12 protein-coding genes are annotated in these 15,938 nt (G+C 68.5%); 8 read left to right on the forward strand and 4 right to left on the reverse strand.

Annotated features, from left to right (window positions below; all coding sequences use genetic code 11):
* Window positions 1–142: 142 nt before the first annotated feature.
* The 4 genes from mutL to RBH22_RS10170 form a co-directional block, all read right to left on the reverse strand.
* Window positions 143–1,849 carry a DNA mismatch repair endonuclease MutL gene (gene mutL, locus RBH22_RS10155; protein ID WP_306677394.1) on the reverse strand — a complete coding sequence of 569 codons (1,707 nt, stop codon included), beginning with the start codon at window positions 1,847–1,849 and terminating at the stop codon, window positions 143–145.
* Entirely contained in the window at window positions 1,842–4,676 is a 2,835-nt protein-coding gene (gene mutS / locus RBH22_RS10160; protein ID WP_306677418.1) for a DNA mismatch repair protein MutS, read from the reverse strand. The genes mutL and mutS overlap by 8 nt, the downstream gene beginning before the upstream one ends.
* 211 nt (window positions 4,677–4,887) lie before the next feature.
* On the reverse strand, window positions 4,888–5,619 hold the full coding sequence (locus RBH22_RS10165; protein WP_306677395.1) for a TVP38/TMEM64 family protein: 732 nt from the start codon (window positions 5,617–5,619) through the stop codon (window positions 4,888–4,890).
* 30 nt (window positions 5,620–5,649) lie between these two features.
* A complete protein-coding gene (locus RBH22_RS10170) occupies window positions 5,650–6,990 on the reverse strand; it encodes a hypothetical protein (protein WP_306677396.1) in 1,341 nt (446 codons plus the stop codon).
* An 89-nt stretch (window positions 6,991–7,079) separates the two neighbouring features.
* Between RBH22_RS10170 and arcC the strand changes: the two genes are divergently transcribed.
* The 8 genes from arcC to RBH22_RS10210 all read left to right on the forward strand — a co-directional run bounded on the left by arcC (window position 7,080) and on the right by RBH22_RS10210 (window position 15,893).
* A complete protein-coding gene (gene arcC / locus RBH22_RS10175; protein WP_306677397.1) occupies window positions 7,080–8,045 on the forward strand; it encodes a carbamate kinase in 966 nt (321 codons plus the stop codon).
* 126 nt (window positions 8,046–8,171) lie between these two features.
* Window positions 8,172–9,146 carry an AAA family ATPase gene (locus tag RBH22_RS10180; RefSeq protein ID WP_306677398.1) on the forward strand — a complete coding sequence of 325 codons (975 nt, stop codon included), beginning with the start codon at window positions 8,172–8,174 and terminating at the stop codon, window positions 9,144–9,146.
* Window position 9,147: 1 nt separating this feature from the next.
* Entirely contained in the window at window positions 9,148–10,281 is a 1,134-nt protein-coding gene (locus tag RBH22_RS10185) for a DUF58 domain-containing protein (RefSeq protein WP_306677399.1), read from the forward strand.
* A complete protein-coding gene (locus tag RBH22_RS10190) occupies window positions 10,278–12,548 on the forward strand; it encodes a transglutaminaseTgpA domain-containing protein (protein ID WP_306677400.1) in 2,271 nt (756 codons plus the stop codon). The genes RBH22_RS10185 and RBH22_RS10190 overlap by 4 nt, the downstream gene beginning before the upstream one ends.
* 124 nt (window positions 12,549–12,672) lie before the next feature.
* Window positions 12,673–12,966, forward strand: a complete 294-nt coding sequence (gene yciH / locus RBH22_RS10195; RefSeq protein WP_049985144.1) for a stress response translation initiation inhibitor YciH — start codon at window positions 12,673–12,675, stop codon at window positions 12,964–12,966.
* 173 nt (window positions 12,967–13,139) lie between these two features.
* Window positions 13,140–13,988, forward strand: coding sequence for a hypothetical protein (locus tag RBH22_RS10200; protein ID WP_306677401.1), 849 nt, complete (start codon window positions 13,140–13,142; stop codon window positions 13,986–13,988).
* Between the two features lie 112 nt (window positions 13,989–14,100).
* Window positions 14,101–14,349: a helix-turn-helix transcriptional regulator gene (locus RBH22_RS10205; protein WP_115821740.1), complete on the forward strand. Its 249-nt coding sequence runs from the start codon at window positions 14,101–14,103 to the stop codon at window positions 14,347–14,349.
* The gene (locus RBH22_RS10210) at window positions 14,349–15,893 is read left to right on the forward strand and encodes a DASS family sodium-coupled anion symporter (protein WP_306677402.1); all 1,545 of its coding nucleotides are present in this window, start codon (window positions 14,349–14,351) and stop codon (window positions 15,891–15,893) included. Before RBH22_RS10205 ends, RBH22_RS10210 begins: the two co-directional genes overlap by 1 nt.
* Window positions 15,894–15,938 lie beyond the last annotated feature (45 nt).

Below are 15,938 nucleotides of genomic sequence, written 5' to 3' on the forward strand. Positions count from 1 at the left end.
GAAAGTCTCGCCGTACCGTCCGGCGAGAAATCTATGCGGACTTACGATAGTCCCTATCAGTTGCAAACGCTACTATAGCGCCGACGCCCCAGTGACGCGACTAATCCGGCGATGCGGCTGCCCCGGCGACGGTCGCGGTATCTCAATCCATCCGGGTGCCGCGTCGTCCGAATCCCCGAACGAGCGCGTCCTCCCCGATCGTGAGCACCGTCGGGCGGCCGTGCGGGCAGGCGTAAGGGTTCTCACAGGAACCGAGCCGGTCGACGAGCGCCGTCGCCTCCGCGTCGCTCAGTTCGTCGCCGGCCTTCAGCGAGGGGTGGCACGCGAGGTCTTTCAACAGCGCGTCGCGGCCGTCTTCAGGTGTCTCGCCGTGCCGAAGCGCGTCGACTGCGTCGCGGACGCTCTCGGGGGCGGCCGCTCGGCCCATCGGTGCCGGTACCGAACGGACGCGAACCGTCGTCTCGCCGAAGCAGTCGAGGTCGTATCCGAGTTTGGACAACTCATCACGGTGTGAGTCGACGGCCGCGTACTGTCCCGGCGTCAGTGAGACGCTCTCGGGCGGTTCGACCGGGGCAGTCGGGGTCTCACCCGAGACCGCGGCCCGGAGACGCTCGTAGTTCACCCGCTCGTGGGCCGCGTGCTGGTCGACGACGAGCAGTTCGTCCTCGAACGCACAGAGGAGATAGAGATCGCGGAACTGTCCGAGCACGCGCACGTCCTCGAAGGCCGATTCAGTGTCCGACAGCGGTTCCAGCGTGTCGTCGAGAGCCATCGAGAGGTCCGCCGCGCGCCGCTGATCGGCAGTCGAGAGCGCGTCACGGACGGCGCCCGCGACTGCGTCCGCGACCTCGTCGGACGACCGGAGACGGACCCGCCGCTTGCGCGGGTGGACGTTGTGGTCCGCCCACGACGTCGGCAGCGACAGCGACACGACCGCGATGGGCGCGCGGCCGTCAGCGAGCAGATCCCCGTAGCCATCGACGACGGCGCGCTGCAACTGCGCGTTGCGGACGGGGCGCCCGTCGACAGCGACGTACACGTGATCACGCCGCGCGCGGCTGATCGACGGCTGGACGAGCGCCCCGTCGAGTGTGAGCCCCGCGCCTTCGCCTTCTGGGCCGGAACCGACGCGCAGCACGGCATCGAACGCCGTCGCTCGCGAGGCGACCTGGCGGTCGTACACGCCCAGTAGCGCGTCGGCGAACTCGCCGGTCCCAGGCGTCGAGAACACCTCCGAGCCGTCGTGTCCGAGCGTGATCGCGACGTCCGGACGGACGAGCGCGTACCGGGAGACCGCGTCGCTGATGCGGGCGAACTCCGTCTGAGAGGCCGCGAGCGACTCGCGGCGCGCGGGCGTCTCCGCGAACAGTTCGCGGACGGTGACTGTCGTTCCCCGGCCGCGCCCGGCGGGTTCGACGCGGTCCGGGCCGGGACCGCCCGACGCGACGACGCGCGTTCCGCGCGGCCCGCCGTCGTTCGTCACGACTTCGAGTTCGGCGACCGTCGCGATACTAGCGAGCGCTTCGCCGCGGAAGCCGAGCGTCTCGACCGCCGAGAGCGACTCCCCGGAGGCGAGTTTGCTCGTCGTGTGCCGCTCGACCGCGAGCTCGGCGTCCCGGCGGCTCATTCCACCGCCGTCGTCGCGGACGCGGATCCGCGCTGTCCCATCGCCGTCGACCGCGACGTCGATCCGCGAGGCTCCGGCGTCGAGCGCGTTTTCGAGCAGTTCGACGACGACGTCCGCCGGGCGGGTGATCACCTCGCCGGCCGCGACGCTCGCGACCGTCGCGTCGTCCAGCCGACGGACCGAGTCGGGGTCGCCGCGCGACCCCGGGCGCTCCTCACTCATCTAGTTGCCGTCGTAGGGCTTCCAGCGTGTTGAGCGCTTCGAGCGGGGTGGTTCGGGCGACGTCGAGATCCCGGAGTTCGTCGAGGACGGCGCGCTCGGCGTCTGTCGGCGCGGCGTCCGTCGGCACGGCATCGTGCGAGTCGTCCGGTCGGCCGGGGGCATCCGGTCGATCGGGGTCGTCCGTCGCGTCGAGGCCGTCGACGTACGCCGCGAGCGTGTCGTTTCGGTCGGCTGCAGGATCGTCGAATTCGCCGTTCGTCGCCCGTGCCGGCGGGTGTGACGCATCCTCCGCGGGCGACGCACCCTCGTGCGGGAGACGTGCGTGCGCCGGCTCCGAATCCGTGTCGTCGCCGGCCGACGCCCGGAGGTGCTCTCTGGCGCGGGCGACGACGCGGTCCGGCACGCCGGCCAGTTTCGCCACCTCGACGCCGTACGACGACGAGGACGCGCCGCGCGCGACGCGGTGGAGAAACGTCACGTCGGGCCCGGAGGGAGACTCGCTCCCGTCGTCCGACGGGGAGTCGCCGTCCTCGCTTTTGCTCACCGTGAAGTGGAGGTTGAACGCGTTCGGCAGGTCGTCGGCGAGCGCGGTCAGATCGTGATAGTGAGTCGCAAAGAGCGTCGTCGCGCCGATCTCGTCGTGGATGAACTCCGTCGTCGCGCGGGCGATCGCGAGGCCGTCGGCGGTAGAGGTACCGCGCCCGACCTCGTCGAGGAGCACGAGCGAGTCGTCGGTGGCATCGTGGAGGATGTCGGTGAGTTCGGCCATCTCGCGCATAAACGTCGACTGCCCGCCAGCGATATCGTCGGAGGCACCGACCCGGGTGAAGATTCGATCGATGACGGGCAATCTCGCCGCGTCCGCCGGGACGAAACTCCCCGCCTGCGCGAGCAGCGCGATGAGTGCCGTCTGCCGCATATACGTCGACTTGCCACTCATATTCGGGCCGGTGATGACAGCGACGTGGCCGTCCGTGAAGTCGACGCCGTTCGGGACGAACTCCGCTTGGGTCCGCTCGACGACGGGATGCCGCCCGGCCTCGATACGGAGCGTCTCCGCACCCATCTCGGGGCGGACGTAGTTCTCGCCGGCGGCGACGGCGGCGAACGACGTCAGCACGTCGAGGCGGGCGAGCGCGTCCGCGAGCGCCTGGATCCGCTCGGTCTCGTCGGCGACGCGCGAGCGCACCTCGCAGAACACCTCGTACTCTAAGGAATCGGCGCGGTCGGCGGCCGAGAGAATCTCGTCCTCGCGACGCTTCAACTCCGGCGTGTAGAATCGCTCGGCGTTCTTCAGCGTCTGCCGCCGGGTGTAGTCGTCGGGGACGCGGTCGAGGTTCGGGTTCGTCACCTCGATGTAGTAGCCGTGGACCTGGTTGTAGCCGACCTCCAGGGAGTCGATGCCGGTCCGCTCGCGCTCGCGCGCTTCGAGCGAGGCGACCCACTCGCGGCCTTCCCGCTCGGTCGCGCGGATCTCGTCGAGTTCGTCGTCGAATCCCTCGCGAACGACGCCCCCCTCCGTGATCTCCTGCGGCGGGTCGGGTTCGATCGCCTGCTCGATCAGGTCGCGGACGTCGGCCAGTTCGTCGAGCGACGCCCGAAGGTCACAGAGGGCGTCCGATTCGGCGTCTTCGAGGGCGGCTCTGACGTCCGGGACGACGTCGAGGGTCGTCTGCAGCGAGCGCAGGTCGCGGGCGTTCGCACGCTCTCGGGAGAGGCGAGCGGCCAGACGTTCGAGGTCGTACACCTGTTCGAGGTGGTCTCGGACCGTCTCTCTGGCCATCGGCCGGTCGAGCAGTTCCGCGACGGCGTCGTGTCGGCGCTCGATTCGCTCCCGGTCGAGCAGCGGGCGCCGCAGCCACGACTCCAGTTTGCGGCGGCCGGGCGCGCACGCGGTCCGATCGAGCGCGTCGAGCAACGTCTCCCCGCGTCCGGGGTGCCGCGAGTCGAACAGTTCGAGACTCCGCATCGCCGTCGCGTCGAGTCTGAGCGAGCGTCGGAGGTCGTACCGGCGGACGCGCGAAACGTACGAGAGCGCGCCGTCGTCGCCCTGCGTGTACTCGGCGTAGTCGAGGAGCGCCCCCACAGCGCGCCGTTCGGTGGGTGAGTCGAGGACGGCGGTTGGTTCCGCGACGTACGCCGCGAGCGTCTCGTCGGCTCGATCGAGAGCGAACGCCTCGGGGTCGTGTTCGGTGAGCATCGTCTCGAAGCCGAGCGTCGACGGCTCGACGCCCGCGTCGGGGGCGACGAGCAGTTCAGCGGGTGCGAGGCGTTCGAGTTCGTCGTCGATCCGCGCGGCGGGGGCGCTCGTCACCTGACACTCGCCCGTCGAGACGTCGAGCGTCGCGAGTGCGGCCTCGGCGTCGGTCGCGTCGGTCGACTCGCCCGCGCGTCTCTCGTCGCGCCCCCCGTCTCGCCCGAGGCCGACGACCGCGCCGAGATACGTCGCGCTCGCGCGGTCGAGCAGTTCGTCGTCGACGACCGTGCCCGGACTGACGACGTTCGTCACGGCGCGGTCGACCAGCCCCGAGGCCTCCTCGGCGTCTTCGACCTGATCGGCGATGGCGACCCGGTACTCGGCGCCGAGGAGTGATTCGAGATACGACGCAGCGTTGTCGATCGGGATGCCCGCCATCGGATAGGTCCCCGTCGAGTCCTCGCGCTTGGTCAGCGTCACCTCGCAGACGCGGGCGACCGTCTCGGCCGCCTCGCAGAACGCCTCGTAGAAGTCGCCGACCTGAAAGAGCACGAGCGCGTCGGGGTGCGCCTCGCAGAGTTCGAGATACTGCGAGAGCATCGGCGTGAGTTCCTCTCGACGGTCGAGCATCTTCTGTGGTGGCCCCTCCGGGCGTCGCTCGGACTCGTCGCCGGACTGCGACGGCGCGCCGGCCGCAGCCGTCTCCTCGGCGTGCTCTCCGGCCCCGTCGCTCGCGTCGGACTCCGCGCCTTCCATACCTACCGGACGGCGGTCGAAGACCAAAAGCGGACGGGAAGACGGCGCTCCCGCGACGCGTCCGGTGGCCTCGCGGACGGCACCGTCAGGAGCGGTCGTCGAAGAGGCCGACGATCCGATCGCGGTTCGCGTAGCCGAGCGCCGACAGAGCGAGGATGACGGCAGTGAGCGCGGCGGCAGCCACGAACTGATCGCCCCCGAGGAAATCGCCGACGACGTTCGCGAGGAAGAACGCTGGCGTCCGGCCGACGATCGCGAGCGCGACGAGTTGCCACAGGGGTAGTCTGGTCAGGCCGCCGGCGAAGCAAATGACGTCGTCGGGGAGTCCGGGGATGAAAAAGAGGACGAACAACCCGAGGCGGGCGTAGTCGTCGCTGATCGAATCGAAGGACGCGAGCGCGTCTTCGTGGACCATACGTTCGACGTAGGCTCGGCCGAACCGCCGGGAGAGCCAGAACGCGATCGTACTCCCAATCGTGATGCCAATCATATTGTAGAGCGTCCCCCACCACGCGCCGAAGAGGTAGCCGGCGACGACTGCGAGGATCTGCCCCGGGACCGGAGCGGCGACGACTTGCACGGCTTGCAGCACGACGAGCACGAGCGGGGCCCAGATGCCGTACTGGGAGATGAACGCGCGGAGGGCGGGCGCGTCGGTCAGAAGCGCGAGATGGGGACGGGCGAGGAGAGCGAGCGCGACGAGCACGACGATGGCGACGGCGAAGTGGAGCAGAAAGCGCCGTCGGGTTCGTTCCGAGGCGAAGATCTGCACCCCTTCGAGCCGTGTTCGCATCCGGTCGATGAATGTGTCACTCACGCGTTACTCGTGGTGAGGATGCCTCGATACTTAGAGCCCGAGCCTCTCGGCGTGTCGGTCGAGTATCGACGCCAGCGTGACGTTCTTCTCTTCGAGTTCGTAGCGAACGCGCACGATCGGCACGTCGACGTCGAGAACCCGTCCGAGGTCGTGGGGTGTTCCCGAGACGACGACCTCCGGGTCGGCGTTTCTGATCGTCGCCTCCAGATCTCGGATCTGTGCGTCGTTGTACCCCATCGCCGGGAGGACGGCGTCGAGGTGGTCGTAGGCGGCGAAGACACGTTCGAGCGATCCGACCGCCGCCGGTTTTGGGTCGATGATCTCCGCCGCGCCGTACTTGCGGGCGGCGATCAGTCCGGCCCCGTGGGAGGCGTCGCCGTGGGTAAGCGTCGGCCCGTCCTCGACGACGAGTGCGCGCTTGCCCGCGATGGCGTCCCCGTCGGCGGTGATCGTCGAGTTCGCGTGGACGATCTCGGCGTCGGGATTCGTCTCGCGAACGTTGGCTTCGACTTCCTGGATGCCCGCGACGTCGGCGGTGTTCTCCTTGTTGATGAGGACGTAGTCCGCGAGGCGGAGGTTGGTCTCGCCCGGGTGGTATCGCAGTTCTGCGCCGGGGCGGTGTGGGTCGGCCACGACGACGTGGACGTCCGGGACGTAGAACGGGAGTTCGTTGTTGCCGCCGTCCCAGACGATCACGTCGGCCTCGGCTTCGGCCCGTTCGAGGATCGCCGCGTAGTCGACGCCGGCGTAGACGACGTGGCCGCGTTCGATGTGGCTCTCGTACTCCTCGCGCTCTTCGATCGTGACGTCGCTCTCGTCTAAGTCCGCGAGCGTCTCGAAGCGCTGGACGCGCTGGGCCGCGAGGTCGCCGTACGGCATCGGCTCTCGGACGACGACGACGTCTCTCCCCCGCTCGGTCAGCAGGTCGGCGAACTTCCGGGCTGTCTGTGACTTGCCACAGCCGGTTCGCACCGCGTCGACGGCGACCACCGGGACAGCGGCTTCGAGCATCATCCGATCGGGGCCGATCAGTCGGAAGTCCGCACCAGCCGCGAGCGCTCGCGACGCCTGGTGCATCACGTGCTCGTGAGAGACGTCCGAGTACGAGAAGACGACCGTGTCGACGTCCGCTTCGTCGACGAGGCGCTCTAAGTCCGATTCGGGATAGATCGGGATTCCGTCGGGATAGCGGTCGCCAGCCAGTTCCGGTGGATAGCGTCGCTCGGGGAGTTCGTCGAGTTCGCCGACGTTCTGGGTGCTCGTCTGGGTGAACGCGACGACTTCGTGCGCCGGGTCGTCGCGGAAGACGGTGTTGAAGTCGTGGAAGTCGCGTCCGGCCGCACCCATAATGAGGACTCGCGTGGGGGCCATGCGGTACACTTCGCCGGGATCGTACATAGAATCCCGGCCAGTTATCGACCGGGCGAACGCTTTCGGTCGCGGCCGGTAGAGGATGTCGTATGGCAGCCGAATCTTCCGCGAGCGACGCCCCCGTCGTCGTCGCATTGGGCGGGAACACCCTGCTCGGCGAGCACGGCCCGTGGACGCTCGACCAGCAGTTGGCGGTCGTAGAGCAGACGGCCGCGCGAATCGCGGCGGCCGTCGACGCCGGCTACGACGTCGTGCTCACGCACGGCAACGGCCCGCAGGTCGGCAATCTGCTCCTCCAGCAGGAACACGCGAGCGAGACGCCACAGCTCCCGCTGGACGTACTCGTTGCCGAGACGCAGGCGCAGATCGGCTACCTCCTGCAGCAGGCGCTCGACAACGGGCGCGAGGCACGGACAGACTCGATGACGATCGTGACGCAGGTGGTCGTCGATCGCGACGACCCCGCGTTTGCAGAGCCGACGAAGCCCGTCGGCCCGTTCTACACGGAGTCTGAAGCGGCGGAGAAACCCTTCGAGACGCGGCGCGTGTCCGACGGCGAGCGCCCCTTCCGGCGGGTCGTCCCGTCGCCCGATCCCGTCGAAATCGTCGAAGCCGACGAGATCGGACAACTCGTCGAGCGTGGGAACTCCGTGGTGTGTGCGGGCGGCGGCGGCGTCCCGGTCGTCCGCGGCGAGTCCGGCCTGCGCGGCGTCGAGGCCGTCGTCGACAAAGACAGCACGTCGCGGTTGCTCGCGGAGAAACTGGGCTCCGAGACGCTCGTCATCCTGACCGACGTCGCGCACGCCTACGTGAACTACGGCGAGGACGGCGAGCGACCGCTTCGGCGAGTCGGCGCCGACGAACTTCGCTCGCACCTCGACGCGGGCGAGTTCGGCGCGGGGAGTATGCGGCCGAAAGTCGAGGCCTGTCTCCAGTTCGTAGAAGGCGGCGGCGAGCGAGCCATCGTTACCACGCCAGAGCAGTTGACGGACGCGCTGGCGGGCGACGCCGGGACACAGGTGTACGCGGACGCCCCCGCAGAGGACGAACCATAGTGTGATAGTTAGTATCACTCTATGCCAGCAAAGTTACGTGGACCGGGAAGCAATGGATCGGTGATAGCGTGAACAGGGCGCGTGACGGTCGGGACGCCCTCGTTCAGCGCTCTCTGCCCCCACACAATGACCGACGTAGACGCCCTTCCCGAGTCGACTCCGGACGCAGATTCGGTTACCCCGCTCGCCGTCGACGAGGCGGCTGAACTGACCACACGTATCGTCGACAACGTCGAGCGCGTCATCGTCGGCCACCGCGACGCGATCGAACACATCCTCGTCGCGCTGTTCGCCCGCGGCAACCTCCTCTTAGAAGACGTGCCGGGCGTCGGAAAGACGATGCTGGCGCGCGCGGTGGCGACCTCGCTCGACTGCTCGTTCAAGCGCGTGCAGTTCACGCCCGATCTCCTGCCCTCCGACGTGACCGGTGTGAGCGTGTTCAACGAGAAGACGCGCGAGTTCGAGTTTCAGCCGGGACCGGTGTTCGCGAACGTCGTCCTCGGCGACGAGATCAACCGCGCGCCGCCGAAGACGCAGGCGGCGCTCCTGGAAGTGATGGCGGAACAGCAGGTGACCGTCGACGGGGAGACCTACCCCGTCCCGGACCCGTTCACCGTCATCGCGACCCAGAACGACGTCGAACCCGGACGGACCTACGAACTCCCGGTCGCCGAGATCGACCGCTTCACGAAGAAGATCCGACTCGGGTACCCCACCGAAGCCGAGGAGACCGAGTTACTCGGCCGCCTGACGGGCGAGCATCCGATCGAGTCCCTGGCGCCGGTCGCGACCGTCGAAGACGTCCGGCGCGCGCGTGAGACCGTCTCGAAGGCGACGGTCCGCGAGCCCGTGCGCGCGTACGTCTCTCGGCTGGCGGGCTACACGCGGGAGCACGCTCGCCTCGGTGCGAGCCCACGCGGGGCGCTCGCGCTCGTCCGCGCGTCACAGGCCCGCGCGGTCTTCGAGGGCCGCGGCTACGTCACGCCCGACGACGTCCAGCTGGAAGCGCCGACCGTGTTGAGCCATCGCGTCCGGACGGACACGGAAGTCGACGGCGCGACGGTGGTCGAACGCGCGCTCGAAGACGTCGCCGTCGAGTAGTATGCGACCGACACGACGCGGCTACACGGTCGGCATCGTGGTGCTCGGCGCGCTCGCGCTCGGGGCGCTCTTCGGGGCGCGCGCGCTCGACGCGGTCGTGATCCCCGGCGCACTCGCGCTCGTCGCCGCCGCCGTCCAGGTCTGGCGCGCGCCGACGCCGGAGGTCCAGCGGACGCTCCCGCCCGCCGACGTTCCGGGCGTGACCGGAACGGTCGAGGTGACGCTCGACGCTCCCTCGTCGTACCCGGCGACGGTCCGGGATCGACTCCCCCCTAGCATCGATAGCGGCGCGAGCGGAGGGGCGCAAGCGGTATCGAGCGGCGACGCCGGCGGTGCGTCGACCGCGACACACGAGGCTGTCGTCGCCGGAGCGACCGACGCGGACGTCACCTACGAGATCACGCCACAGCGGCGCGGCGAGCACGAACTCGGCCCGGTGAGCGTCGTCGTAACCGACGTCCTGGGACTGCTCAAACGCACGACGACGGTCGACGAGCGGGACGGACTCGTCGTCTTTCCCGCCGTCGGCGTCCTCTCTGAGGGGGTGCAGGCCGACCTGCGGACGCTGACGCAATCGCCGCGCGCGAACCGTCGCGAGGAGTTCGACGACCTGCGCGAGTACGTACGCGGCGACGCGCTCCGCGACGTCCACTGGAAGTCCTCGGCGAAGCGCGGCAATCTGATGGTTCGGGAGTTCACTGCCGAGGCGGACCCCGATCAGGTGCGCGTCGTCGCCGGCATCGAGTCCAGCCGTGGAGCCGACAGGGAACACACGACGGCGAGCAAATCGACGACTGCTGTGGGGGAAGCGGCAGACACAGCGGACGATGCGGCCGACACGATGGCCGAGGCGGCGGCGACGGTCTGTCTGTCGCTGCTCCGCGACGGGGCGTCGGTGGCACTCACGACGCCGTCGGGATGTGTCGAGGCGACACCCGGAACGACCAGACCGCTGCTCGATCACCTCGCTGTCGCCGGGGCGGGCCCGGTACCGACGCGGGAGTCCGACGTCGTCGTCGTCGCCGACGGGGAGTCGGCGTCGATCAGATTCGACGGGCGTGAACATCGCTTCGAGGAGTTGACGACCGGGGCCGGAGACACAGCGGCCCCCACCGCACAGGAGGTCACCGGATGAGTTCGGGCGTCGGCCGCGACGCGCCGTCGCTTGGTGGGTCGCAGTCAGGCCGGAGCGACAGGTCCGACGGGATCGAGACCGCGGGATTCGTAAGCGATATCGACGGCAGCCGTGCGCTCGCCGTCGTGAGCCTCCTGGCGCTGACGTGGTCGTACGCGGGCGTCCTCTGGCGCGTCACCGACGTCGTCGGCGGGAGCACCGAATTCGCCGTCGTCGTGGCTGGGACGATCGCGTTCGCCGTCCTCGTCGGTCGCTTCGTCGGTGTGCGCGTCGCGTTCGTCGTCACCTCGCTCTTGCTCGGCCTCGGTCTAGCGGTGTATCTGTTCACGCTCCCACAGAGCCAGATCCAGTTGTTGACGCCCGAGCGCGCCCTCAGCGACACGGTCGCGCTTTTGACCGGGCTCTCGGTCCTGCGACTCGTCGGCGCAGGCGTGTGGGCGATGGCCGTCGTGCCCGGCCCCGTCTTTCTCTCGTGGTACCTCACGGTCCGGAAGCGCTACGTCTCCGCGGCGGTCGCCGGCGGCGTCGCGCTCGGATTGGTCGTTCTCACCGGCGACGCGGAGGGCGTTGCGACGCTCGTCGGCGTCGTGGGCGCGACGGGACTGCTCGCGGCGTCCACGTTCGACCGCCACGGGACCGCCGTCGGGCAGGCGGACGTGCTGACGGTCCTTCTCGCGGCGATGATCGTCGCCGCCTCGACGCTGTCGGTCGTCCCCGGCGCAGCGGGATCGCCGATCCTCCCGGACCGCGGCGCGCCGACGGTCGAAGCGAGCCTCGTCGACGCCGACGACAGCGTCGAAATCGTCGGGAGTATCCGGCTCTCGCCGTCGGTCCGGTTCACCGTCGATAGCCCGCGCGCGGAGTACTGGCAGACGGCCGCATACGACCGCTACACCGGCAGCGGGTGGGTCCGAACCGGGAACGAACGGCCGTACGACGGTCGCCTCCGGGGACCGCCGGGACCGTCCCGTCGACTCGAACAGACCGTCACGGCCGAGGATCCGATCTCGATCCTGCCGGCGGCGTGGCGACCGGTCGATCTCGACGGCCCGGTGAGGTCGAGCGCGCTCGTGACGCCACAGGGGAACGTGCGGCCGGGCGGGACGCTCCAGGCCGGCGAGACGTTCACGGTCACGAGCAGAGTCCCGAACGCGACGAGCGAGCGACTCCGGCGAGCGGGGACGGACTATCCCGACAGGGTGACCGAAGCGTACCTCCAGTTGCCCGAGAGCACGACCCAGCGAGTCCGTGAGCGGGCCGAATCCGTCGCCGGCGACGCGGAGACGCCCTACGCGAAGGCCGTCGCGATCGAAGCCCACCTCGAATCCAGCAAGGAGTACTCCCTCAGCGTCCCCGCGCCGTCGGGCGATGCGGCGGACACGTTCCTGTTCGAGATGGACGCCGGCTACTGCACCTACTACGCGACGACGATGGTCGTGATGCTGCGTTCCCAGGGCGTCCCCGCACGGTTCGTCACCGGCTACACGCCGGGAGAGAACGTCGGGAACGACAGCTACGTCGTCCGCGGGCTCAACTCCCACGCCTGGGTCGAGGTGTACTTCCCCGACGTCGGCTGGGTCCGGTTCGACCCCACGCCGTCGGGGCCGCGCGAGACGGCGGAGAACACGCGCCTCACCGAGGCACGACAGAACGAAGAGGAGAACATCGACCTACCGGGCCCGAACGAGACGGTGACGCCGCCGCCGGGGGCGGGCATCGAGAACCAGACGCCCGCCGTGTCTGGCGCCCCCGGCGGATCGACGCCGGCGGGGGTGACGGCGACGACGCCCGCGAGCGCGACATCGGCGGCCACTGCGGACGCGACCGACACGTCGTCGGCGCCGATCGGCGGCGGGATCCCGGTGCCGAACCTACCGTCGGGACGGACGCTCCTCGTCGGAGCCGTCGCGCTCGTCGGCCTCACAGCCGGCGCGCACCGAACCGGTGCAGCGGATCGGACCGTGCGGTTGCTCGCGATCCAGTACCAGCGGCGGCGCGACCCAGAGGCCGACGTCGCTCGGGCGTACCGTCGTCTCGAAGGCGTGCTCGAACGCGAGTACCGCCCGCGTCGCCGGGGCGAGACGCCGCGGTCGTACCTGCAGTCGGTGCCGTTGACGGAGCAGTTCGAAGACGCACGGCGCGTCGGCGAGTACTACGAGCGCGCACGCTACGGCGACGGTGTCAGTGCGGCCGAGGCCGACGAAGCGGTCTCGACTGTCGACCGACTGGTCCGTTCGTCGACGCCGCTCCTCCGGTGGTTCCAGTGAACGTGTCGTGCGTGCTGATGTCGGCAGCGGAGCAGAGTCGCACCTCCTCGGACCTCGGTGGCTGTGCACTCGGGACGGATTCCCGATACTGTTTAATATCCCCATCCTGTAGGTTCGATTTGTAATGTCGGAAGTCTGCTCGACGTGCGGACTCCCTGAGGAGCTTTGCGTCTGCGAAGACGTCGCAAAAGAGTCCCAGGAGATCACCATCCGCATCGACGAGCGCCGCTACGGAAAAGAGGTAACGGTCATCGAAGGGTTCGACCCCAAGGACGTAGATATGGACAGTCTGTCCTCGGATCTGAAGTCGAAGTTCGCCTGCGGTGGCACAGTCGAGGACGGTTCCATCGAACTCCAGGGGAACCACACCGGTCGCGTCGAGGATTTCCTCCGCGACAAGGGCTTCAACGTCGCGTGACCGTCACCTAACCGTCCCACGTCGAGCGGTTTTTTGTTCGACGCCACGCAAATAGCGGCGGCGCTGTAGTCACACAGCGCTCCCGCCCGAGAACGGACATTGAGCGGTAGCTTTCGTCATTCGAGCACCGCTGCGACCGAAAGGGTTCTGACAGTGGCGCCGTCACGCGGAGTATGGTCGACTCAGATTGGTGGGTCGGCGTCGCCCTCCCTCCAGTACTCGAAGTCGTCGGATGGCTCGGTCTCGTCTTGACACCCGAGTCGAGTGGATCGGCGACGACCCTCGGACTCCTCGCCGGTGTCCTCGTCGTCGTGAGTCAACTGTCGATTCCCGTATTCGCGATCGCGCTGTACTTCGATGCGCGAGCGGTCGCACGGAGTGCCGAAACGTGGGTTCCGCGGCCTCGAATCTGGGGCGGACTCGGGATCGCGGTCCCGATCGTCGGGCTGGTACTCGCAGACTCGCCGCTTCTGGTGTTCGTCGCGAGCGCGTACCTCCTGCGCCGGTTCCGCTCCAGCGACGCCGGGAGCGGTGCCGCACGGGACGTCTACAGCGGCGATGGGTGGTACGAAGACGACCGCGTTCGCGACAAGGCAGGATCAGACGACGCACGCGAAGCGCCTGAACGAATCTCGCGGTGGTACTACGGCGTCGCGCTCACGGTCGCGGCATTCCTCGTCGTCGTCGTGGCAACACCGGTCTTGGTCGCAGTGATGGGGATGCCGGAGAACGCACGGTTCGTCTACGAGACGATCCCAACAGTGGGCGTGTTCCTCCCGTTCGCCGTCGTATTCTCGCTGGTCGCGTCCGCGGTACTCATCCCGGTGTTCAGCCTCTCGCTGTTCCTCGACACGCGGCGGATCCGCGAGAGCGACGTCGCGTGGGCACCCGACCGGCGCGTGTGGGGAGCCGTGGCCGTCGTCCACCTCTGCAACGTGCTCGTGCCGCTTGTCTGGCTGCTCTCGGTTCCGGCGGGCGGGTATTACCTCTGGCTACGCCGTCAGCAGGTCGGACGGCCGTAGGGGCCCGTCGGAGATGGCTGCGACGGAGAAGCCCCGTACGCGGAGGACGGCCCCGCCCCGAAGTTAAAACGAACAATTATGTAAGTTCGTGAGAGGCTACCAGTATCGACAGATGGGAGCCGGTGGAGACGACGTAGACGTTCGCGAGATTTCGCCGATGGCGTGGCGCCTCCTCCGGGTTGCGGCAGGATATAGCCAGCGGGACGTCGAAACCGAGGTCGACGACATTATGCAGGCACACATTTCGATGCTGGAAAGCGATACGCGGAGTCTCTCCGATGACCGCCTCGAACAGTTGTTCGACACCTACCGCGCGAACCTGACCGACCAGCAGATCGAGGTGTTGGTGGTGAACTTCTGATGCTGTGGAGCGCACAGGCGTCGGGACGACGGCGCGCCATCGCGATTCTCGTCGCGGTCGTCGCGACCGCGCTCATCGCCACGGCACCGACACCCGCGGGACTCGACAAGGCCGCGCAACTGGCGCTCGCGACGATGGCGCTCGCGGCGATTCTGTGGGTGACGAAGGCGCTCCCGCTCGCAGTGACGGCACTGCTCATCCCGGTCGTGTTGACGATCTTCGGGATCTACGACCAGATGGAGACGGCGCTGTCGGGCTTCGCCGATCCGCTCATCTTCCTGTTCATTGCGGGCTTTATGCTGGCGAAAGCGTTGCAGACGCACAACATCGACCGACGGCTGGCGCTGTATCTGATCAACTGGATGGGACGCTCCCCGCGACTGCTCATCCTGACGATCATGCTCTCGACGGCGTTCCTGTCGATGTGGGTCTCGAACACCGCGACGACGGCGATGATGACGCCGGTCGCGCTCGGCGTCCTCGCGCGGGTCGTCGGCCGTGAAGCCGACGGAGGGGTGTCGAATATGCGGGTCGCGACCCTGCTGGGGACGGCTTACGCCGCCAGCGTCGGCGGGGTCGGCACGCTCATCGGCACGCCGCCGAACGTCGTCGCGGTCGCGTTCTTGGATCGCCTCGTCGGCGTCGAGATCTCGTTCGTACAGTGGCTGGTCGTGGGGCTCCCGATCGTCGTCGTGACGCTGCCACTGACCTGGTACGTGTTGACGTTCTGGCTGTATCCGCCGGAGATCGACGACGTGACCGAAGCGCAGGCGCAGGCTGGCGACTTCCTCGCAGAGGAGGGGCCACTCTCGCCGCGGGCCCGGCGGGCGACGTACATCTTCGCCGCGACGGCGGCGCTGTGGATCCTCGGTGGGCTCGGCTTCCTCTTCGAGGGGATTCTCCCCCCAGCGTGGCAGGTGACGCTGTTCGGCGGTGCGGGACCGAACCTGTTCGGCCTGGAGGGCCACCGCGGGATCCTCTACTTCGTCGTCGTCGGGCTCTTGGCGATCCCCGCACTCGTGGTGAGCGACGCGGACGACTGGGAGAACCTCGTCGACATCGACTGGGGAACGATCGTCCTGTTCGGCGGTGGGATCTCGCTGGCCGACGCGTTGGCCGACACCGACGCCACCGCGTGGCTCGCACAGTCGCTTTTCGAGACCGTCGTGGGAGCACCGCTCGTGCTCGTGATCGTCGTCGTGATCGTCTTCGCGGTGCTGGCGACCGAACTCACCTCGAACACGGCGACGACGACGATCCTGGCGCCGATCCTCATCGGACTCGGGAGCGTGCTCGCGGGGACGCTGGGGGTCGATCCCGTGCCGGCCGCCATCTTCCTCACCGTCACCGGCGCGATCGCTGCGAGTTTCGCGTTCGCGCTCCCCGTGGCGACGCCGCCCAACGCGATCGTCTTCGGGAGCGGGCACCTCGAACAGCGCGATATGATCCGCGCCGGCGTGATCCTGAACGCGCTGATGACGCTCGTGCTCACGGTGCTCGTCGTCGTACTATTCACTTTCGTCTGGCCGATCGTCCTCTGGTGATCGCCTCCGAGTGAGACCGACGCGGAGGCGGTCCCCGGGGCGCTC

Source organism: Halobellus sp. H-GB7 (genome assembly GCF_030848585.1).
In the GTDB taxonomy this organism is placed as follows: domain Archaea; phylum Halobacteriota; class Halobacteria; order Halobacteriales; family Haloferacaceae; genus Haloquadratum; species Haloquadratum inordinatus.